The following is a 22,800-nucleotide window of genomic DNA, read 5'->3' as shown; positions in this document are numbered from 1 at the left end:
TTACTCCTTGAGCACGTCGGGCGCGTAGGCGCGGTGGAAACCGTTGTAGGACTCGCTGTTGGTCGCTTTGCCGAGCTGCCAGGTGCGCGTGCCCTGGGTGGCGGCGCCGTCGATGCGGATGGTGTTGCCGCTGATGAAGCTGGCGCCAGGGGAGAGCAGGAAGACGATGGCCGAGGCGATCTCCGCTTCGGTGGCGATGCGCTGCAGCGGCACGTGGTTCTTCAGCGAGCGGATCATGGTCTTCATGGCTTCCGGGTAGGTGTCCATGCCGCTGGACGCGACCCAGCCGGGCGCCACCGCGTTGACCCGCACGCCCGAATGGCCCCACTCGAAGGCCGCGGTCTTGGTGAAGTTCTCCATGCCCGCACGCGCCGCACCGGAGTGGCCCATGCCGGGCATACCGCCCCACATGTCGGCGAGCATGTTGACGATGCTGCCGCCGCGCTTGGCCATGCACTGGTTGTACACCTCGCGGGCGACCAGGAAACCGCCGACCAGGTTGGTGCGCACCACGGTCTCGAAGCCTTTCTGGTTGATCGAGGCGAGCGGGGCGGGGTACTGGCCGCCGGCGTTGTTGACCAGGTGGTGGATCTGCCCGCGCTCGGCGAGCACGGCGGCGACCATCGCCTTGACCGACTCTTCCTCGCGGATGTCGCAGGCCTGCCAGCTGACGCTGCCGCCGTCCTCGACGATCTCCGCCGCGGTGGCTTCGAGTTTTTCCGGCTTGCGACCGACCAGCACCACGTGCGCGCCGAGCGCTGCCAGTTCATGCGCGGTGCAACGGCCGATGCCGCTGCCGCCACCGGTCACCAGGATGGTCTGGCCGGCGAACAGGCCAGGTTTGAATACCGAGTCGTAGCTCATCGTTGTAGTCCTTCGGCTCTCTTGGCGGCCACCCTGTTGCGGTGGAATCCATCTGTTCTTGGTAGGAGCGAATTCATTCGCGATTGAAGTTGCTGCGATCGCGAATAAATTCGCTCCTACATCGGTTTCGTTTAAAGGCTGTCCGCCAGCGCCTTGGGCACCGGCACCTGGAATTCCAGCAGTTGCTGGGCGAACGCCTTGCCCTGCGGATCGCTGCGCAGGCTGGCGATGCCACCGCCGCCGAGGGCGTTTTCCAGCAGGAAGTTGAGGCTGTGGCTGCCCGGCAGGTACCAGCGCGACACGCGACCGGTTTGCGGGTCGAGTACGTGCTCCATCCACTCGGCGACGTTCTCCACGGAGAGCGCGGCAGCGATCCACGGCAGGTACTCGGGCTGGCGCGCCATCACACCGATGTTGCTGTGGTTGCCCTTGTCGCCGGAGCGCGCCACGGCCAGCTTGATCAGCGGCACGCTGGCGTCGGCCACCCCCTGCGGGGCTTCCGGTTCGACGGCTTCGGCGAGGTCGCGCGGATCGAGGACCTCCAGTTCAGGCAGGGCGACGGCCTGGCGCTGCTCGCCGATCACCACCTCCAGCTGGCACGCCGGTTTGTCGCTGAGGAAGGAGAACAGGCGAATCACCGGACTGACCCCGGCGCGGCCACCGGCGCTGCCGGTCAGGCCCGGCGCCATGCCGGTCGCGGCCTGGGCGATCTCGCGGGAGAACAGCACCAGCGCTTCCTTCTTGCTGTGCCGGGCCGACAGGCGCAGCACCACTTCGCGGCTGTCGCCACGCCGGGCGTGCGGGCCGTAGGTGGATTCCGCGCCGAGGATGTCGATGGCAGTTTCGCGGTAATCGCCCCAGCCGCGTTCGGCGAGCATCTCGCGGGTCTTGTTGAGGATCGCCTGGCCGACCCGTTGGGCCTTCTTCGCCGCGTCGATGCCGGCCATGACGAAGCTGGCGGTGCAGCGGAAGCCGTCCGGGTAGGTCGCGCTGACCTTGTACTGGTCGCTTGGCGGCAGGCCGCGCGCGCCGCTGAGTTCCACGCGGTCCTTGCCGACTTCGGCGAGCGTCACCTGGGTGAAGTCGCAGGTCACGTCGGGCAGCAGATAGGCGCGCGGGTCGCCGATCTCGTAGAGCATCTGCTCGCCGACCGAGAAAGCCGTGACCAAGCCGCCGGAACCTTCCGGCTTGGTCACGATAAAGCTGCCATCGGCCGCGACTTCGACGATGGGGAAGCCGATGTGTTCGTAATCCGGCACCGACTCCCAGTCGGTGAAGTTGCCGCCGGTGCACTGCGCGCCGCATTCGATGATGTGCCCGGCCAGCGCCGCCTGGGCGAGTTCGTCGTAGTCGCTCCAGGCCCAGTCGAACTCGTGGACCAGCGCGGCGCTGACCACCGCGCTGTCGACCACGCGGCCGGTGATGACGATGTCGGCGCCCAGCTTCAGCGCTTCGACGATGCCCGGCGCGCCGAGGTAGGCGTTGACCGATACGCACATCGGTGGCAGCGGGGCGCCGCTGAACATTTCCACGGTGCCGGCCTTGGCCAGTTCGCCGAGCTTGGGTTGCAGGTTGTCGCCGTGCAGCACGGCGATCTTCAGGTCGACGCCGGCTTGCGCGCAGGCGGCGGCCAATGCCTTGGCGCAGCTCTCCGGGTTGACCCCGCCGGCATTGCTGATCACCCGGACGTTCTTCGCGGCGATGTCCTTGAGCAACGGGGTCAGCACTTCGACGAAGTCGGTGGCGTAGCCCGCCTCGGGATTCTTCATGCGCGCGCCGGCCATGATCGACATGGTGATCTCGGCCAGGTAGTCGAACACCAGATAATCGAGTTCGGCGCCATTCACCAACTGGGCGGCGGCGGTGGAGGTGTCGCCCCAGAAGGCGGAGGCGCAGCCGATGCGTACGGTTCGAGTCATTGGAATTGTCCGTGCCACATTGAAGATGAATGGACATTACCAAGCAAGCGCTTGGTTTGGGAAGTCCCTCTATACTATTTCCCCATCAAAAGGTGGCCAAGCGCTTGCTTGGTAGTCTGTCAGCGCATAGATTGCGCCCCATAAGGCCGGGACGGTTGCCGGCAAGACGTATGGCGCCGCCGAAACGTAGGTTTTGGCGCGGAGGAGAGTCGTGGTGGACGAGCAAATGGCCCAGGCAGTGCTGCGCGAGTTGGTGGCGGGCGGCCAGATCACTGATCCGGAAAGTCCGCGCGGGCGGCTGCTGAAGACCGCCGCGCACCTGTTCCGCAGCAAGGGCTTCGAACGCACCACGGTGCGCGACCTGGCGGCGGCGGTGGGCATTCAGTCCGGCAGCATCTTTCACCACTTCAAGAGCAAGGATGAAATCCTCCGCTCGGTGCTCGAAGAAACCATCCTCTACAACACCGCGTTGATGCGCGCCGCGCTGGCCACCGCGAGCGATGTGCGCGAGCGCCTGCTGGCGCTGATCCGCTGCGAGTTGCAGTCGATCATCGGCGGCACGGGCGAGGCGATGGCGGTGCTGGTGTTCGAATGGCGTTCGTTGTCGCCGGAAGGCCAGGCCTACATTCTCGATTTGCGCGAGACCTACGAGCAGCTGTGGCTCGATGTGCTCGGCGAAGCCCGCGCCGAGGGGTATCTGACCGGTGATCCGTTCATTCAGCGCCGCTTCCTCACTGGCGCGCTGTCCTGGACCAACACCTGGTTCCGCGCGGACGGCCCGATGACGCTCGACGAACTGGCCGAGGAAGCGCTCAAGCTGGTGCTCTAGGGGGCTTGCGAGGGCTTAGATTTCGCCGGTCTTGACGTGGCTGCGGTCATCCAGCGCGCCGGCGCCGATCAGGCACTGCGCATCGTCTTCGCTGATGTGCACCTGCTGCCCGGCAACTTCCACCTGGGACATGCGTGCGTGGTGATCGGTACGGATCACCAGATCGGCGATCGTCCGCTCGTGGCGGGCACCTTCGAGATCGAAGGTGCAGGAACCCTTATCCACATCGATTGAAATGGCCATGGTCGCTTCCTCGCAGCAGGCGCGCGGAATCGCGCCGTCGATAGGTGGACCAGCCAGCGAAGCACGCGTGCGGAACGCTCAGCGTTCTTCCGCATCCTTGGCATCCTGCTCGGCGTTGCGCTCGTGAATGCGCTTGAGCTGCTCCTCGGTCAACGGCAGCTTCTTCGCCGTATCGCGCAGCATCATCAGGCCACCGACGATGGAACCAATGGCTAGGATCAGGATCAGCCAGGCATACCAGGGCATAAGGTTGTCTCCGTACAGCGAATCGCGGCTGGTATGAAATTCGATCATCCATAGCCGCCAGTGTTCCGTTGGGATATTCACCTTACGCTGGAAGGGGTGGGAATGTCAGTCCGTTATCCATGACCGTACAAGCGGGGCTGTGGGGCTGGTTGGCCGCCAGCAGTCTGCTGATCGGGGCAGCCGCCGGGTATTTCCTGCGGCTGCCGAAGAAGCTGGTGGCGGCGATCATGGCCTACGGCAGCGGCGTGCTGATCGCCGCCCTGTGTTTCGAGCAGATCCCCGAAGCCGAGCACTTGGGTGGGCTGGGGATAACCCTGCTGGGCTTGGCGGCCGGCGGGCTGACCTTCGTCCTCGCCGATAAGGGCCTGGAGCGTATCGAGCGGCGTCATCGTCAGGCCGGCGGTGCAGCTGGCGCGCTGGGTTTGCTAGTGGCGGCCGGGGCGTTTCTCGATGGTGTTCCGGAGTCGCTGGGGCTGGGCCTCGGCCTGCTCGGTGGCGATGGCGTCAGCGTGGTGATGCTGGTGGCGATCTTCCTCGCCAACCTGCCGGAGGGGCTAGCCAGTGCGGCAGGCCTGACGGAGGAGGGGCGCGGCCTGGGCTACGTGTTCGGCCTGTGGGGCGCCATCGTGCTGTTGTCCGGACTGGCGGCGATGGCCGGCCCGGCGTTGTTCGCCGAGCTGCCGCCCATCTGGCTGGCCTTTGCCCTGGGGTTCTCCGCCGGCGCGGTGCTGTGCATGTTGGTCGACACCCTGATTCCCGAGGCCTTCAAGACCACCGAGGCCTTCACCGGGCTGATCACCCTGTCCGGCTTCATGACCGCGTTCGCCCTCACGCGCTTCGGTTGAACCATCGCGCTGGAGCCTGTTGGCGATGTTGGTGAACAGCACCGGCGCTTGTTTCCACTCCGTCATACCGGCCTGCGCCGGGACGACGGGTCAGAAATTCCGGCGTCAATTGGCCTGCCAAGGCGCTGAGAGATCGCGAACACTCGCTCAGTCCAGCGCCTTGTCCGGCAGCGGCTTGGCCGCAGAGGCGAGGTTTGGTGAGAAGCACTGCGCGAAGATGTCGTGATCGGCGCGATACGCCGAGGTCTGCACGTTCATCAGCCCGAGCATCGAGTGGAACAGGTTGTCATGCGACAGTGGGGTGTCGCGCTGGCGCTCGAGGCAGCTGGCAGTGATGCGCTGGTGCTGCTGCAGGCCAGGGGACAGCCAGAGGATCATCGGGATGTGCTTCTGCTGCTCCGGGGCCATCGAGTAGGGCAGACCGTGCAGGTAGATGCCGTGCTCGCCCAGCGACTCGCCGTGATCGGACATGTACAGCATCGCCGTGTCGAAGCGCGCGGCATTGTGCTTGAGCAGTTCGATGGTCTGCGCCAGCACGTGGTCGGTGTAGACCAGGGTGTTGTCGTAGGCGTTGACGATGGTCTCGCTCGCGCATTGGTCGAGCTGGTTGGTATCGCACACCGGGCTGAACTTCTCGAAGCCGGCCGGGTAGCGCTTGGCGTAGTCCGGGCCGTGGCTGCCTTTCAGGTGCAGGACCACCACCGCATCGCGGTCGACTGTGTCGAGGTAGTCCTGCAGGCCCGACAGCAGGGCCATGTCGTGGCACTCGCCGGCCTGGCACACCGTGCTGTCGTTGAGGTGCGAAACGTCCACGCTCGGTACGCGGTCGCAGGCCTTCTTGCAGCCGGAGTTGTTGTCACGCCATTGCACGGCGACGCCGGAGCGCTGCAGCACATCCAGCAGGCCTTCGCGGCCTTCGGACAGCGAGTCGTTGTAGTTGGCGCGGCCGACGTCGAGGAACATGCAGGGCACCGAGATCGCCGTGGCGGTGCCGCAGGAGCTGACGTTGGTGAAGCTGATGACGTTCTCTTTGGTCAGCTCCGGGTTGGTGTCGCGGGCGTAGCCGTTGAGTCCGTAGTTTTCCGCGCGCGCGGTTTCGCCGACCACCAGGATGGTCAGCTTCGGCTTGGCGGCGGCGCCGGCCGGCAGCAGGCGATGGGCGTCGGCACCGACCACCACCAGCGGGTGCGGTTTGTGCAGCTTCTCCCTGAGGTAGCCATTGAGCGCGCCAACCAGGTTGGATGGCACCAGCATCAGGCGGATTTCCCGGTGATTGCGCACCAGCGAGGCGAATGGCTGGTACTGGCTCATGGCGATGCCGCCCAGGCAGGCCAGCGCCACGAAGATGCTGGCAAGTTTCAGCGCCAGCTCGCGTTTCCACGAACGCTGCCGCACGCGGACACGGCTCAGCAGCAGCACCGGCAGCCCACCGAGGACCAGCATCCAGGCGGCCAGGCGCCAGCTCAGCAGTTCGGTGGCTTCGGCGCTGTCGGTCTGCACCAGGTTGTCGAGCATGTTCGAGTCGATGACGATGCCGTAGCTGTGCATGAAGTAGCTGGCCGCCGCCGACACCAGCAGCACTCCGGCGAGGATCGCCTTGGTCCAGCGCCCCCAGGCCAGCAGGCTGAGCAGGACGTAGATCCACAAGGTGACAAACACTGGCAGGCTGAGCAGGAACAGCAGGCTGCCATTGCCCCAGCCACCGACGCCGTCCCACACGGTGCGCCAGAAGGGCAAGTTGGTGCACAGCATCAGCCACAGGGCGACCGCCAGGGTCAGGCCGAGACGGCCGCTGGCGAGGGTCCACTTGGGTGCTTTTTCGGTGAGACGCTCACCCCGGTTTGCCTGGTTCACTGCCGTTCTCGCACTGGTCAAAGTGCAGCGCAGGGTAGGGGCCGGCGTGTGAGGGGATTGTCAGGCGAAAATGAAAAAATCGTTGGCGCGTTTGCGAGCTAGATGGCCGGCTGGCCCGGGGTGCGGGCCAGCGGCAATGGGCGGTTACTGGGTGACCAGCAGTTCCGGGCCGAGGTAGTCGTTGACGTGGTTGATGTCATCGTCGCCGAGGCTGCCCACCGAGGAGGCGAGGCGCAGGCGTGACATCAGGTAGCGCACCTTGGCTTCGAACAGATCGCGCCGTGCTCCGTAGAGCAGCTCTTCGGCGTCGAGGATGTCCGAGTTGGTGCTGAAACCGTTCTCGAAACTCTTGCGGGTCGAGGTGAGTGATTTTTCGTTGGAGTCCACCGCCCGCTCCAAGGCGTGAATACGCGCCGCGCCGCTCTGGATGCCGCGGAACTCACGGGTGGTGCCGGAAATCACTTCCTGGCGCGTGGCGTTCAGTTCCTCCCAGGCCTTCTCGCGGTTGGCGGTGGCCTGGCGGGACAGGGCACTGACGCTGCCGCCGCTGTAAATCGGCACGTTGACCTCCAGGCCGATCGAGCCATAACGGTTGCGCTGGTCGAGGGTGGAAATGGTCTCGCTTTCCCCCGCGGTGTAGCCGGCGACGAAGTCCAGGGTCGGCCAGTGTCCGGCCTTGGCGCGGTTGACCTCTTCTTCGGCGAGGTCGTGGGTATAGCGACGGGCGTGGATCAGCGGGCTGTCGGACTGCGCCTTGACCAGCCAATCCTGCAGATTGCTGGGCTGCAGTGGCGGGGTGTCGAAGGTCGGGCGCAGCGTGGTCAGCGACTCGGGCGTTTCGCCGATGTACTCCTCGAGCAGGCGCGTGGCGACCACCAGGTTGTCCTGCGCCTCGATCAGCTCGGCGTCGGCGAGGTCGCGACGGGCCGCCGACTCGTCGATGTCGGTGATCGTCCCGGCGCCCAGTTCATGGCGTCGATTGGCTGAGGCCAGTTGTTCTTCGAAGGCATCGAGCTTGGACTTGGCCAGGGTGATGGTTTCGCTGGCCAGGAGCACGTCGAAATAGCGCTCGGCCAGGCGCACCGCGGCGTCCTGACTCTTGGCGTCGAACACCGCCACGCTGTAGTCCGCACGCTGCTTGCCTTGGCGGTATTCGGACATCTTCTGCTTGTTGAACAACGGCTGGCGCAGACGCACCGCAGCGCCCTTGGCGTCGTAGTCGAGGTCGTTGTCGATGCCGTTCTGCCGCTGCGTGCCGTTGACCTTGTTCTCGTAGGCCGTGGCGTTGATCTGCGGCAGCAGGCCGGCGGTGCCGATGGCGCGGTTCTCTTCACCCGCTTCCTTCTCGTGCACCGCGGCGCGGTAGATCGGGCCCTGGTACTGCAGCAGGTCCCAGGCTTGCTTGAGGTCCATGGCACTGGCTGGCAGTGCCAGCCCAAACAGGCAGAACAGCAGGCAATGACGGTCCATTTCATTGTTCCTTGAAGGCACTGTCGACGCGATCGAGCATGGGTTTGAGCAGGTAGCTCATCAGGTTGCGTTCACCGGTCTTGATGGTCACGGTGGCGGGCATGCCGGGGCGAATGTGGTTGCTGCTAAGCAACTCCATGCCGTCGGCGGTCACCTCCACCTGGGCCAGGTAGAACGGCTGCTTGCTTTCCTCGTCGACCAGGCGGTCGGCGGAGATGGTTTTCACCCGCCCGGGAATGTTGGGTGTCTGCGAGTGGTTGAACGCCGGGAAGGCCATGTCGACGTCCAGGCCGGGGACCATCTTGTCGATGGCCTGCACGGGGATCATCGCGTCGACCTGCAGCGGCTCGTTGACCGGCACGATCTCCATGATCTTGAATCCGGGCTGGATCACCCCGCCGATGGTGGCGATGCCCAGGGCCTGCACCATGCCGTCGATCGGCGAACGGATGACGGTGTGGGTCACCTCGTAATCCAGCGCCCGCAGGCGGTCAGCCAGGGTGGTGCACTCCTTGGCGACATCGGTCAGCTGCGATTCGACTTCCTTCAGGTAGTCGTGCTGGCGTTGCAGGATGCGCAGCTTGATCTCGGTGATCTGGCTAGCCACGTGGGCAATGTTGTTGAGGTTCTCGGCTTGCCCGGCGGAGAGGTCGGCGTTGCTGCGCTCGAGCTCGAGCATGCGATTGCGCGGTACGTAGCCTTCGGCGGCGAGCACGCGGGTGCCCTTGAGTTCCTCGTTGAGGAACTTGATCTGCGAGGAGCGCGCGCTGTAGACCTGCCGCAAGCCCTTGAGCTGCACGGCCGACGCCGCGAGGTTTTCCTGCAGGATGCTGATCTCGCCAGCCAGCCCGGCGCGGCGGGTGTCGAGCAGGCGCTGCTGCAGGTCCATCGCGTCGCGCAGGCGCGCGTCGTTGGGGAAACGGGTCAGCAGGTCGGGATCGAAGGACACCGTGTCGCGGTTGTCACGCTCGGCTTCCAGGCGGTCTTCCACGGTCTTGCTGACGATGTACTGGGCGCTTACCGCGCCTTGTTCGGCGATGGCGCGCAGCGAGTCCAGGCGCACCAGCTCCTGGCCTTTCTTCACCACGTCGCCTTCGCGCACCAGAATCGCCTCCACCGTGCCGCCGGTGAGGTGCTGCACCGCCTTGCGGTTGCTGGTGACCTTCACCGTGCCGGTGGCGACCACCCCGGCGTCCAGCGGCGCCACCCACGACCACATGAGAAAACCGCCGAAGCCGGCGAGGATCAGCCAGATGCCCCAGCGGGCGGGTTTGCCGACATCCAGATCCACTGTGTTCTGTGGGTTGGCGAGGATCATGTCGGTGCTTTGGCTCATTTGCATGACCTGTCACTCCCGTACTTTGACGGAGGCCAGCGGCGGCGGGGTGCCGGTGGAGAGCACGCTGGCCTTGCGCAAGGCGGTGAAAATTTCTTCGCGGGAGCCGAACATCTGCACACTGCCGTCGCGCAGCATCAGCACCTTGTCGACGGTGCCGAGTACGTTCGGGCGGTGGGAGATCAGCACCACCGTGGCTCCGCGGGATTTGAGCTCGCTCAAGGCGTCGACCAGGGCTTTCTCGCCGACGTCGTCGAGGTTGGCGTTCGGCTCATCCAGCACGATCAGCGCGGGATCGCCGTACATGGCCCGGGCGAGGGCGATGCGCTGCTTCTGGCCGCCGGACAGCGGGCTGCCATCGACCCCCAGGCGTGTGTCGTAGCCGTGCGGAAAGTGCAGGATCATTTCGTGCACGCCTGCCTGCTTCGCCGCGCGAATCACCGCCTCGCTGTCGATCTCACCGAAGCGGGCGATGTTCTCGGCGATGCTGCCTTCGAACAGTTCGACGTCCTGCGGCAGGTAGCCGAGCCAGGGGCCGAGCTCGCCCTTGTTCCAGGTAAAGACATCGGCGCCGTCGAGGCGCACCTTGCCGCCGTGGGTCGGCCAGACGCCGACCAGCAGCCGGGCCAGGGTGGACTTCCCCGACGCCGACGGGCCGATGATCCCGAGGCTTTCCCCCGGCGCGATGTTGAAGCTCACGCCGCGCAGGATGGTGATGTCGGTGCCCGGTGCCCCGGCGAAGGCGTTCTCCACCGAGAGCATGCCCAGCGGCCGTTCCAGCGACATGCTCGGCGGCCGCCGCGGATACTCCTGCAGCATGTCATTCAGCCGAGCCCAGGAGGTGCGGCAGCCCAGCAGCTGCTTCCAAGAGGCGATCACTTGCTCCACTGGTGCCAGGGCGCGACCAGTGAGGATCGAGCAGGCGATCATCATACCGGGGGTGATCTTGCCTTCGATGGCCAGCAGCGCGCCGGCACCGAGGATCAGCGATTGCAGGGTGATGCGCACGAAGCGACTGGTGCTGCTGATGGAGGCTGCGCGGTCGGAGGCGAGGGTCTGCATTTCCAGGATGCGCAGGTGGCTCTGGTACCAGCGCTTGCCGATCGCCGGGAGCATGCCCATGGCTTCGATCACTTCGGCGTTGCGCAGGTTGTTGTTGGCGTAGGTGCCTGAGGCGATGGCGGCCTGGTTGGCTTCGGCCAATGGTTTCTGGGTGACCCGCTCGGTGAGGTAGGCGAGCGCCACCAGGATCAGCGAGCCGATCAGGGTGACCAAGCCCAGCAGCGGGTGAATCAGATAGGCGACCAGCAGGTAGATCGGTGTCCACGGCGCATCGAAGAAGGCGAACAGCCCGTTGCCGGTGAGGAACTGGCGGACCTGGGACAGGTCCTGCAGCGCCTGCGCCGGGTTACCGCCGGAGCGGCTCAGATTGCGCTCGAACGCGGCGGTGAATACCCGTCGGTTGAGATCCATGTCGAGGCGGTTGCCAACCCGGATCAGCACGCGCGAACGCAGCATCTCCAGAAGCGACATCAGCAGGAACAGGCCGATCACCAGAATCGTCAGCATCGTCAGGGTCGTGACGTTGCGGCTGACCAATGCGCGGTCGTAGACCTGCAGCATGTACACAGCCGGTGTCAGCATGAGGATGTTGATGACGCCACTGAAAGCCGCCAACGAGTAGAACGTCCGGCGTAGGCGATACAAGGTATCGGTAAGTTCGGACCGCGTATTCGACTGCTTGTCCATTGTGGTCATCCATATCCGAAGAGGCCGTTTGCCAAGGGCAAGCCAGCGGGCAGCAGATGCATTTTCGAGGGCAGCTAAGCGGCACGCAGCGCGGCGGCTCTTTTGATGAGACGTCCGAAGGCTGAGCAGGCTCCCTCAGGCAGCAGTGTAAGTGAGGTTTGTCACGCTGGCGATACAGGTTGGAGAACATTTCGCTCTATGGCGGCGAAAACTCGATTAGAAAAGCCTTTTAAAAACAGCGGATTGACCTATTTAAAGCCGCTCGTCGTATTTGGTGACGCAATCTTGACAGTTTTTTGCGATAGGACTTTAGTCTTATCAGGAGACCGCCCACCCATCGCCTGTCATCGATTTGGCACGGTAAGGCGAGGCGTTTTGTCTCAGGGAGCAAAACATGTCGATCACTTCGTTCTTTTGCAGAGTGAAGGGGCGATCCAGGAAGTACGCCTTTGCCACGAGGTTTCACGGCCCGCCACCGGCCTGAAGCGCTCTGCTGAATCGCCCTGCCGGCGATAACCAATCCCGCGAATGTCAGGCGCGCGCATCCCGCGTGCCGGGTAGTGGCTTTGCCTAACCCGCGCCTGTTCTTCTCGCTCGACGGCTGAACCAACTGTTGCGCAAGCCAGCGCCTGACTGGGCGTGGGCAGGATTTTGTCGTTCCTCGCCTTTCCCCAGATTGATCATCGAGGGAATACGAAAATGGCCAATTTCATCAAATCGGACCTGGAATTCATCCTCAAGCAGATCTTCATTGCTGAAGCGAATGCCACCGGGACGCCGCTCTCTGAATTACTGCCTAACGCGCAAGTCCCATGGGGCCTGCGCACCGTCGATGGTTCCAACAACCACGTCCAGCCGGGGCAAGGAGATTTCGGCGCGGCGGACGTGCTGTTCCCCAGCCTGGTCGATCCGGTGTACCGACCCGGCTACACCCCTGGCGCCAATGTCGTCGATGCGACGCCGCGACAGATTTCCAATCTGATCGTTGACCAGACCATCTCCAACCCCGCAGCGGTGCAGGCATACATCGATGCGGGCTTCGGCGTGCTGAACGGGGATGGGCAACTGGTCGATTTGAGCGGCAACGTGATTCCCGCCGGACAAACCCTGGCGCTGCCCAACACCGCGCCAGACGAAGGTCTGTCCGCCGGTTTCAACGCCTGGTTCACCTTCTTCGGGCAGTTCTTCGACCATGGTCTTGACCTGGTCGAGAAGGGCAACAGCGGCACCATCTTCATCCCGCTGCAACCTGGCGACCCGCTGTACGTGGAGGGCGGCCAGACCAACTTCATGATCGTGTCGCGTGCCACCGTCACCACACTGCCTGGGGCTGACGGTCAGCTTGGCACTCCTGACGACGTGACCGGCAACGTCAACCTGACCACCCCGTTCGTTGACCAGAACCAGACCTACTCGTCGCACCCCTCGCACCAGGTGTTCCTGCGCGAATATGTGCTGGATGAGAACGGCCGTCCGGTGGCGACGGGCAACCTGATCTCCCACGCGGACGGTGGCATGGCCACTTGGGGCGACGTGAAGGACCAGGCGCGGGAAATGCTCGGTATTGAACTGAGCGATCTCGACGCGTTTCGCGTGCCGCTGCTGGCGACCGATGCGTACGGTAATTTCCTGCCTGGCGACAACGGTTTCCCGCAACTGGTCACCGGGCCAAACACCCTGCAGGAAACCAACCTGACCACCCCGCTGAGCGCGTCCTTGGCGCTGTCCACGGGACATGCGTTCCTCGACGATATCGCCCATGAGGCCAACCCGATTGGCGATGCCGATGGCAATCCAGGTACTGCGCCGACGCCGCTTACGCCGGATACCGACACTACCGCGGACGGCGACGACGGCGATCCGACGACCTACGACAACGAGCTGCTCGAAGCCCACTACATCGCCGGTGACGGGCGGACCAACGAAAACATCGTGCTGACTGCGGTACACCACGTGTTCCATGCCGAACACAATCGTCTGGTCGAACAGACCAAGAGCGTGGTGCTGCAGGCTGCCGCCGATGGGGACATTAGCTTCCTCAACGCCTGGCTGGATGCCGCGCACCAGCTTGATGTCAACGCACCACTGCCGGATCCAGCGACGCTGGTCTGGAACGGCGAGCGTCTGTTCCAGGCTGCCAAGTTCGGCACCGAGATGCAGTACCAGCACCTGGTGTTCGAAGAGTTCGCCCGCAAGGTGCAGCCGGCGATCGACGTGTTCCTGGCGCCCAATGGCTTCGATAGCACCATCGACCCGTCGATCGTCGCTGAGTTCGCTCACACGGTGTATCGCTTCGGTCACTCGATGCTGCTGGATACGGTCGATCGCCTCGATCCGAACTTCGCCTCCAGCGAGATCGGTCTGCTTGAAGCGTTCCTCAATCCCCTGGAGTTCGCCGCCAGCGGTCTGACCCCTGAGCAGGCGGCCGGCGCCATCGTGCGCGGCACCACCCGGCAGTTGGGCAACGAGATCGACGAGTTCGTTACCGACGTGCTGCGCAACAACCTGCTCGGCTTGCCGCTCGACTTGGCGACCATCAACATCGCCCGTGGGCGTGATGCCGGTGTGCCGACCTTGAACGCGGCGCGCGCCGAGTTCTTCGAGATGACCGGGGATAGCCAGCTGAAGGCGTATGTCAGCTGGAATGACTTCCTTAACAACCTCAAGCACCCGCTGTCGCTGGTCAACTTCATCGCGGCCTATGGCACGCACGGGTCCATTACCGGGACGCTGGAGCAACGGCGTGATGCGGCGTTTGCCCTGGTGTTTGGTGGCGCTGATGCGCCTGCCGACCGCCTGGACTTCCTGAATGCTACCGGCATCTACGCCGGCGGCACCCTGGGTGGTCTCAACAACGTCGACCTGTGGATCGGTGGCCTGGCCGAGAAAATCATGCCGTTCGGCGGCATGCTCGGCTCGACCTTCAACTTCGTCTTCGAGACGCAGATGGAGGCGCTGCAGAACGGCGACCGCTTCTACTACCTGTCGCGGCTGGCCGGCCTGAACTTCCTCACCGAGATGGAGAACAACTCGTTCGCCAAGCTGGTGATGGAACATACCGACGTCCTCCACCTGCCGGCGGACATCTTCTCCACGCCGGGCTTGATCCTTGAAGCCGATCAGTCGCGGCAGTTCAACGGCGACCTCGGCGCGCTCGATCCGCTCTCGGAGGACCCCAATGCGCTGGTGCCGTTGGTGATCCGCGTCGATGCGAACCCGCCGACCCAAGGGCCGGCTGCGGATACCTACCTGCGCTACACCGGTGACGAGCACGTGGTGCTGGGGGGGACCGACGGCAACGACATCCTGATCGCCAGCATCGGTGACGACACCCTGTGGGGCGACGCCGGCGACGACCGCCTGGAAGGCGGCGACGGCAATGACACCATCGAAGGTGGTGCCGGCGACGACATCATCACCGACTGGGGGGGTGATGACACCCTGAAGGGTAACGACGGCAACGACGTGATCAGCGGCGGCAACGGCGGCAACCTGATCCTCGGCGGCGCTGGCAGTGACTTCATCATCACTGGTGAAGACATTTCCGAGACCTTCGGCGGCACCGGCAACGACTTCATCCTCGGCGCCAAGACCAACATCCAGACCGCTGGTAACGAGGGTGACGACTGGATCGAGATCGGTACCCAGGACGGCGCGCCCGGCGACAACTTCGACCCGTTCGCGACTGACGCGGTCATTGGCCATGACGTATTCGTCGGTGGTGGCGGCTTCGATGAAGTGATCGGCGAGGGCGGTGACGACATCATGGTCGGCTCCGAAGGCTCCGACCACTTCGACGGCATGTCCGGCTATGACTGGGCGACCTACAAGAACGACACCCGAGGTGTGTCCGTCGACTTGCTGGTCGATGACCTGTTCGAACCGCCGGTACCGGCCTCCAACGCCGGTATTCTGGACCGCTTCGCCGAAGTGGAAGGGCTTTCCGGCTCGTCGCACAGCGACATTCTGCGCGGCGACAATGTCGACTCCGTGACCATCGTCAACCACGGTGGGGCCACTGGTAGCGTCCTGACCCAGGAAGGCATCAACCTGATTACCGGGCTGCAGCAGTTCCTCAACCAGATGCTCGGCGGCAACGTCACCACCTTCGACGGCGGCAACATCCTGCTCGGTGGCGCCGGCAGCGACATCCTGGAAGGTCGCGGTGGTGATGACCTGATCGATGGCGAACGCTGGCTCGACGTGCGTATCCGCGTCGACGGGCATCCAACCATCAGCAGTGTGGCGAGCATGACCGAGTTGGTGCCCTACATGCTCTCGGGTGAAATTCGCCCGGGTCAACTGAGCATCGAGCGGGTCTTGCGCACTGGTGAAAGCAATGTTGATACCGCCGTGTTCTCGGGCCTGCGTGACGATTACACCGTCACTCAACTGGCCGGCGGCCGGGTCCAGGTCACCGACAACGTCGGAGACGATGGCACCGATATCCTGATTGGCGTGGAACGTCTGCAGTTCAACGATGAGGGCGTCCAGCTCGTCAACACCGGTAACTCCATGGCCACCGGCCAGCTGCTGATCGTCGATCAGAACGGCAATCCGATTGGTAACAACGATCCGCAGATTGGCCAGGTGCTGCGCGCGACTCCCGGCAACGTGAGCGACGCTGACAACGGCGGTGCCGGTGCGATTACCGGACGGACGATCAGTTACATCTGGCAGGCGGAAACGGTTGCTGGGTCCGGCGTCTTCCAGGACATCGTCACCGAAGGCGGCGATGTACCGGAAACCGCCAACCGCGCGAGCTTCACCGTCACAGCCGGCCTGCAGGGCCTGGAGCTGCGCGTGCGGGCGGTCTATCTGGATGATGACGGCGTACTGGAGAACGCCTTCTCCGCAGCCACCGATGCAGTTTCGGGAACCGTTGTGCCGCCAGCCCCGGTGGTGCAGGTGCCTGAAGCGGAGGTCGAGCCCATCAACGGCGGCCTGCACCTGATCCGTGCCGACCTGCAGTTCATTCTCGACCAGATCAAGATTGCCGAGCGGCATGCTGGCGGCGAGGACCTGCTGGACATCATCCCGAACTCGCGGCTGGCCTTCGGTCTGCGCACGGTGGATGGCTCGCTCAACAACCTGGTTCGCGATCAGGATCAGTTCGGCGCCGCCGACAATCCGTTCCCGCTGCTGCTCGATCAGGTGTTCCGCAACGACAACGACGGTGATCAGATCGATTTCGATGGACCTGGTCCGGGGCCGGCCGTCACCAACAACAACTACGCCGCGGTGCGCCTGATCGATACGAATGGCGATGGCGTTGGCGATACGCGTGTCACCACCAGCGTGGCGGATGCCGACCCACGGATCATTTCCAACCTGATCGTCGACCAGACCATCAGCAACCCGGCCGTGGTGCAGGCGTACGTCGCCGCAGGGCTCGGTACCCTGGACCCGGACGGCCGGTTGCTCGATCTGGAGGGCAATATCATCCCAGCCGGCCAACCGCTGTTCGTGCCCAACACCGCGCCGGACGAAGGTCTGTCGGCGGGCTTCAACTCATGGTTCACGCTGTTCGGTCAGTTCTTCGACCACGGTCTCGACCTGGTCAACAAGGGCGGCGGTCACGGTACTGTCTACATCCCGCTGGAGGCGGACGATCCGCTGATCGGCGGCGCGGACGGCATCATCGGCGATGATCCGGACACTGTGGGTGTCGACGAAGGGGCTGACGACTTGCCGGCTGCCCAGCGCTTCATGGTGCTGACCCGTGCCAGCAACATTGCGATTCAGGCCGGTACGGATGGTCAGTTTGGCACCGCTGACGACGTGCACTTCCACAACAACCAGACCACGCCGTTCATCGACCAGAACCAGACCTACACCTCGCACCCGTCGCACCAGGTGTTCCTGCGCGAGTACGTGCTGGTCGATGGCGTGCCGATGGATACCGGGCGTCTGCTGAATGGCAGTGACGGTGGCTTGCCGACCTGGGCGGATGTGAAGGCGCAAGCGCTGAACATCCTGCGCATTTCTCTGGATGATGCCGACCTGCTGAACCTGCCGCTGCTGGCAACGGACCCGTACGGCAACTTCATCCCAGGTCCGGGAGGCTTCCCGCAGATTGTTACTCAATCCGGTTTGCAGTCCGGTACGGCGGCGGCTGCCATCGATGCCAGCTTGGCGGGCCGCACTGGTCACGCCTTCCTCGACGACATCGCGCACACCGCGGCGCCGGTCATCGTCGGCGGAGTCCTGCAGCCGGATGCCGACAACATTGCCGGCAATCCGGTACCGGTCAATGCACAAGGGCAGAACACCCAGTACGACAACGAACTGCTGGATGCCCACTTCATCACCGGCGACGGGCGCGGCAACGAGAACATCGGTCTGACTGCCGTGCACCATATCTTCCACTCTGAGCACAACCGCATGGTTGCGCACATCCAGCAAGTGGTCCTGGCGACCGGCGATGCAGCGTTCATTGCGCAGTGGATGCGCGAAGGCGCCGACCTCTCCGATGGTGTGCAGGCCACAGATTGGGACGGCACCCGGCTGTTCCAGGCCGCGCGCTTCTCCACCGAGATGCAGTACCAGCACCTGGTCTTCGAGGAGTTCGCTCGCAAGATCCAGCCACAGGTCGACCTGTTCTTCGCGCCGACCCAGGTGTACGACACCGACATCAACCCGGCCATCGTCGCGGAGTTCGCCCACGTGGTTTACCGCTTCGGCCACTCGATGCTGACCGAAACCGTGGATCGTCTGAATCCCGAGTTCGTGTCGAGCGAAATGGGCCTGATCGAGGCGTTCCTCAATCCGCTGGCGTTCAATCAGCTGCGCAATCCGGATTTCGATCCGCTGCTGCCGGCCGGCCCAGGCAATGAGGAGTTCATCCACGTAACGGCCGATGAAGCCGCCGGTGCCATTGTCCGCGGGATGACCCGTCAGCTCGGCAACGAGATCGACGAGTTCGTCACCGAGGCGCTGCGCAACAACCTGCTCGGTCTGCCGCTCGATCTGGCGACCATCAACCTGGCGCGCGGTCGCGACACCGGTGTGCCATCGCTCAACGTCGCGCGTCGCGAGTTCTTTGAGATGACCGGCGACACCCAACTGAAGCCGTACACCAGTTGGGTCGACTACGCGATGAGCATGAAACACCCGGAATCGCTGCTGAACTTCATCGCCGCCTACGGGACGCACGCCGCACTAACCGCAGCCGACGTGAACACCTTGGCCGAGCGGCGTGCGGTAGCCTTTGCGCTGCTGTTCGGTGGCAGTGCGGTGCTCAACTCGGGGACCGACCAGGAGCGGACGTTCACCGCGAATGACGTCGATCGTCTGGCCTTCCTCAACAGCACCGGCAGCTATGCCATGCAGAACGGGGTGACCACCACCGGTGTCGACAACATCGACCTGTGGATCGGCGGTCTGGCCGAGAAGCAGATGCCGTTCGGTGGCTTGCTGGGCTCGACCTTCAACTTCGTGTTCGAGAACCAGATGGAGAAACTGCAGGACGGCGACCGCTTCTACTACCTGGAGCGCACCGCTGGCCTGAACTTCCTCACCGAACTGGAGAACAACTCGTTCGCCAAACTGATCATGGCCAACACCGATGCCACGCACTTGCCGGGCGACGTGTTCTCGACTCCGGGGCTGATTCTCGAAGTCGACCAGACCAAGCAGCTGAACGATGGCCTGGGCAGTGCCGATCCGGTCGCCGAACCCGGCGCGCTGCGGCCACTGGTCGAGCGTGGGACCAACTTCCTGCGCTACAACGGCGATGAGCACGTTCTGCTCGGCGGTACCTCCGCGGACGACACCATCATCTCCAGCCTGGGCGATGACACCCTGTACGGTGATGCCGGCGATGACGTCCTGGAGGGCGGCGACGGCAACGACTTCCTGTTCGGTGGTGCCGGCGACGACATCCTCACGGACAAGGGAGGCGAGGACAACATCCAGGGTGGTGAAGGCAACGACGTCATTCACGGTGGTAACGGTATCGACCTGATCCTCGGCGGCTTCGGCAGCGACTTCATCGTCAAGATCGAAGACGAGTCGGAGATCTTCGGCGGTACCGGCAACGACTTCATCCTCGCTGCACGGGCCAACGAAATGACCTTCGGTAACGAAGGCGACGACTGGATCGAACACGGGATGGCCGACGGCGCAGCCGGCGACAACTTCGACTCCTTCGGCAATGACCCGATCGTTGGGCACGACGTGTTCATCGGCGAGTTCGGCATCATCGACCGGATGGACGGCGAGGGTGGCGACGACATCATGATGGGTAACGGCGGTGAAGGTGATCGCTATGTCGGGATGTCGGGCTTCGACTGGGCGGCATTCCGCGATGACCCGTATGGTGTTCTTGTCGACTTCAGCATTCGCGCCTTCGACGAAACGCCAATCACCCCGTCCACTGCCTCGGTGCTGGCACGCTTCGAAACGGTGGAAGGTCTGTCGGGCTCGCAGCACAGCGACATCCTCCAGGGTGACGATGCGGACGCTGGGGTTATCGCCACTGCCGGTGTGCATGGCAGCGTGATGAACAGTGCCGGTATCGACCTGATCACCGGCATGCAGGAGTTCCTCGACACCATGCTGGGTGGCCCGGTCGACTCCTTCGGCGCCGGCAACATCATCCTTGGTGCTGGCGGCAGCGACCTGATTGAAGGTCGCGGCGGTGACGACCTGATCGATGGTGATCGCGAACTGAACGTGCGCATCAGCGTGCGCTCGGCGACCAACCCGGACATCGAAATCGCCAGCTACAACAGCATGGAGCCGCTGGTGCCGCTGATGGTCAACGGCGTGTACAACCCGACGCAGCTGCGCATCGTGCGCGAACTGCTCAACGATAACGGCAACTCCTACGACACCGCGCGGTTCACCGGGGTGCGCGTCGACTACGACATCCAGTTGTTCGATGATCGTGGTACCGCGGATATCGCCGACGACATCTATCGGGTCATCGACTCGGTGGCTGGACGCGACGGCACCGACACCCTGAGCAGCATCGAACGTCTGCAGTTCTCGGACATGCAGGTGGTGCTGAACGACGAGGGCAACCAAGGGCCGGAAGGCTCCCTGGTGATCCTCGACGCCGCCACCGGCGAACGGGATGACACGCCGACCGTAGGTCAGCTGTTGCGCGTCACTAACGTTGCGGTGGTGGACCCTGACAACGTCGCTTCGGGTGGGGCGATCACCGGTCCGGTGTCGTACTTCTGGCAGGTCGATCTGCTCGGCGATGGCGTGTTCACCGACATCATCGTCGAGCCGGTGGGTGGCGAAGCAGCTCGGGCAACCGGGCAGACCTTCACGGTCACTGACGATGTCGCCGGGCTGAACCTGCGAGTCATGGCGATTTACCGCGACCAGAACGGTACGTTGGAAACCGTGTTCTCGGCGCCGAACTCGGCGCCGAGCGAGGCCCCGACCATTAGCGGCGTCGCCACGCAGAACCAGGTGCTGACCGCCGACCCGTCGACTATCGTCGATGCCGATGGCTTGGCCGGTGCAGTGTTCAGCTACCAGTGGCAAGCCAACAGCGGCGCTGGTTTCGTCAACATCGCTGGCGCCACCGCGAGCACGCTGACGCTGACGCAGGCCCAGGTCGGTCAGCAGATCCGCGTGGTGGTCAGCTATGAAGATGACTTCGGCACCGTGGAAAGCATCGAGTCGGCGTTCGTCGGCCCGGTTGCCAACCTTAACGACGCAGCTACCGGCGCACCGGTCGTCAGCGACACCACACCGGAGCAGGGGCAGCTGCTGACTGCGCTTACCAATGGAATTGGCGATCTGGATGGGCTGGGAACCTTCAGCTTCCAGTGGCAACAAGGCATTGGCAGCTCGTTCACTGACATCGCTGGCGCGACCAACGCGACCTACACGCCGGGTGCGCTGCAGACCAACCTGCAGCTGCGGGTAATCGTCCGCTACACCGACGGCTTTGGCCAGGCAGAGCAGGTGACCTCCGCGGCCACCGCAGCAGTCACGGCGGTTACCGGTTTGGTCGTGACTGGCACCAACGCCGCCAACACGCTCAACGGTGGTGCAGGCAATGATGTCCTGATGGGGCTGGGCGGTGGCGACACCCTCAACGGTCTGGCCGGTCTCGATCAGCTGTTCGGCGGTACCGGTAACGACACGCTGAACGGTGGTGACGACAACGACACCCTGCTCGGTGAAGACGGCAACGACACCCTCAATGGCGGCCTTGGCGCCGACGTGATGGTCGGCGGCGGCGGCAACGACACCTACGTGGTGGACAACCTCGGTGACTCCGTCACTGAGGCCCTCAACGCCGGTACCGACACCGTACAAACCACCCTGGCGAGCTACCTGCTGGGTGCCAACGTCGAGAACCTGACCTTTACCGGAGCCGGCGACTTCACCGGTACTGGTAACGCCCTGGCCAACACCATCACTGGTGGTGCAGGCAACGACAGCCTCGACGGCGGCGCAGGCGTCGACCGTTTGGTGGGCGGTGCCGGCAACGACACCTACACCATCGACACGGCGTCGGATGTGGTTGTCGAAGCGGCGGGTGGCGGCACGGATACCGTGCGGTCGTCGCTGCTGACCTACAACCTGGGCGGCAACGTCGAGAACTACGTGCAGATCAGCGGCGCAGGGGTAATCAACGGCAACGGCCTGGATAACAACATGCAGGGCGCTGGCGGCAATGACACCCTGAACGGCGGTGGCGGCAACGACACCCTGGGCGGCAACGGCGGTAACGACACCCTCAACGGTGGTGCCGGTAACGACCAGCTGGCAGGTGGTCTGGGTAACGACACCCTGAATGGCGACGGTGGTAACGACACCCTCGACGGTGGTGACGGCGACGATGCCCTGAATGGTGGGGCTGGCACCGACACGCTGGTCGGCGGTATCGGCAACGACAGCCTGGACGGTGGCACCGGCAACGACGTGCTGCAGGGCGGAGCAGGTACGGACACCTTGCTCGGCGGTGCAGGTGACGACGTCATAGATGGTGGTGCGGATGCAGACTTCATCGACGGCGGTACCGGCAACGATACCGTCACCGGTGGAGCAGGCAACGACACGATGGTCGCCAGCAGTGGCAACGACATCTTCGTGTTCAGCGCCGGCTTCGGTACCGACACAATCATCGGCTTCGACGCTAACGCGGCAGGAGGCCAGGACCGGTTGAATATTTCCGCGTTCAACATCACTGCTGCGACCTTTGCCGGCAGCGTCACCGTCGCCGATGCCGGCGCGGATACCTTGGTCAGCTTCGGAGGAGCTGACTCCATCCGCCTGGTTGGCGTGGCCGACCATACGACCGTCACTGCCACAGACTTCATCTTGGCCACCTGAGGTACTGGAAGTACTGTCGCAGGGTTTGTGGACAGCGGAAGGGAGGGCAATGGATGCCCTCCCTTTTTTTATTTGGCGGCAGACGGCGCCGGCCGGCGCTACGGAATTCGGCGCATTTCTGCGACAATGCGCGCCGATTTC

General features: G+C 64.0%; 11 protein-coding genes. 3 read left to right on the top strand and 8 right to left on the bottom strand.

Going from position 1 to position 22,800, the window contains the following annotated elements; translation table 11 throughout:
• Nucleotides 1–864: an SDR family oxidoreductase gene (locus tag JQX08_RS15460; RefSeq protein WP_205349287.1), complete on the bottom strand. Its 864-nt coding sequence runs from the start codon at nucleotides 862–864 to the stop codon at nucleotides 1–3.
• A 131-nt stretch (nucleotides 865–995) separates the two neighbouring features.
• On the bottom strand, nucleotides 996–2,783 hold the full coding sequence (locus JQX08_RS15455; protein WP_205349286.1) for an acyclic terpene utilization AtuA family protein: 1,788 nt from the start codon (nucleotides 2,781–2,783) through the stop codon (nucleotides 996–998).
• Nucleotides 2,784–2,997: 214 nt separating this feature from the next.
• Here JQX08_RS15455 and JQX08_RS15450 point away from each other — a divergent pair, with 214 nt between their 5' ends.
• Nucleotides 2,998–3,612, top strand: a complete 615-nt coding sequence (locus JQX08_RS15450; protein WP_205349285.1) for a TetR-type transcription factor C-terminal domain-containing protein — start codon at nucleotides 2,998–3,000, stop codon at nucleotides 3,610–3,612.
• 15 nt (nucleotides 3,613–3,627) lie between these two features.
• Here JQX08_RS15450 and JQX08_RS15445 read toward each other — a convergent pair whose 3' ends face one another.
• Together JQX08_RS15445 and JQX08_RS15440 are read right to left on the bottom strand one after the other, a co-directional pair.
• On the bottom strand, nucleotides 3,628–3,855 hold the full coding sequence (locus JQX08_RS15445; RefSeq protein ID WP_205349284.1) for a DUF3203 family protein: 228 nt from the start codon (nucleotides 3,853–3,855) through the stop codon (nucleotides 3,628–3,630).
• Nucleotides 3,856–3,933: 78 nt separating this feature from the next.
• On the bottom strand, nucleotides 3,934–4,101 hold the full coding sequence (locus JQX08_RS15440) for a DUF2897 family protein (RefSeq protein WP_205349385.1): 168 nt from the start codon (nucleotides 4,099–4,101) through the stop codon (nucleotides 3,934–3,936).
• A 119-nt stretch (nucleotides 4,102–4,220) separates the two neighbouring features.
• On the opposite strand from JQX08_RS15440, the gene JQX08_RS15435 reads away from it, so the two are divergent.
• A complete protein-coding gene (locus JQX08_RS15435) occupies nucleotides 4,221–4,946 on the top strand; it encodes a ZIP family metal transporter (RefSeq protein WP_205349283.1) in 726 nt (241 codons plus the stop codon).
• Nucleotides 4,947–5,093: 147 nt separating this feature from the next.
• Here the strand turns inward: JQX08_RS15435 and JQX08_RS15430 are convergent, their stop codons facing one another.
• From JQX08_RS15430 to JQX08_RS15415, 4 genes are all read right to left on the bottom strand, one after another.
• Nucleotides 5,094–6,725, bottom strand: a complete 1,632-nt coding sequence (locus JQX08_RS15430; RefSeq protein ID WP_430472542.1) for a phosphoethanolamine transferase — start codon at nucleotides 6,723–6,725, stop codon at nucleotides 5,094–5,096.
• Between the two features lie 219 nt (nucleotides 6,726–6,944).
• Entirely contained in the window at nucleotides 6,945–8,270 is a 1,326-nt protein-coding gene (locus JQX08_RS15425; protein WP_205349282.1) for a TolC family outer membrane protein, read from the bottom strand.
• Nucleotide 8,271: 1 nt separating this feature from the next.
• Entirely contained in the window at nucleotides 8,272–9,612 is a 1,341-nt protein-coding gene (locus JQX08_RS15420) for an HlyD family type I secretion periplasmic adaptor subunit (RefSeq protein WP_205349281.1), read from the bottom strand.
• Between the two features lie 6 nt (nucleotides 9,613–9,618).
• Nucleotides 9,619–11,355, bottom strand: coding sequence for a type I secretion system permease/ATPase (locus tag JQX08_RS15415; protein ID WP_205349280.1), 1,737 nt, complete (start codon nucleotides 11,353–11,355; stop codon nucleotides 9,619–9,621).
• A gap of 699 nt (nucleotides 11,356–12,054) precedes the next feature.
• Here JQX08_RS15415 and JQX08_RS15410 point away from each other — a divergent pair.
• Nucleotides 12,055–22,659 (top strand): peroxidase family protein, encoded by a 10,605-nt coding sequence (locus tag JQX08_RS15410; protein ID WP_205349279.1) that lies wholly within the window; start codon nucleotides 12,055–12,057, stop codon nucleotides 22,657–22,659.
• The last annotated feature ends 141 nt before the right edge of the window (nucleotides 22,660–22,800 follow it).

Origin of the sequence: Zestomonas insulae (assembly GCF_016901015.1) — a bacterium.
In the GTDB taxonomy this organism is placed as follows: Bacteria; Pseudomonadota; Gammaproteobacteria; order Pseudomonadales; family Pseudomonadaceae; genus Aquipseudomonas; species Aquipseudomonas insulae.
This window is presented reverse-complemented; position numbering and strand designations above follow the sequence as displayed.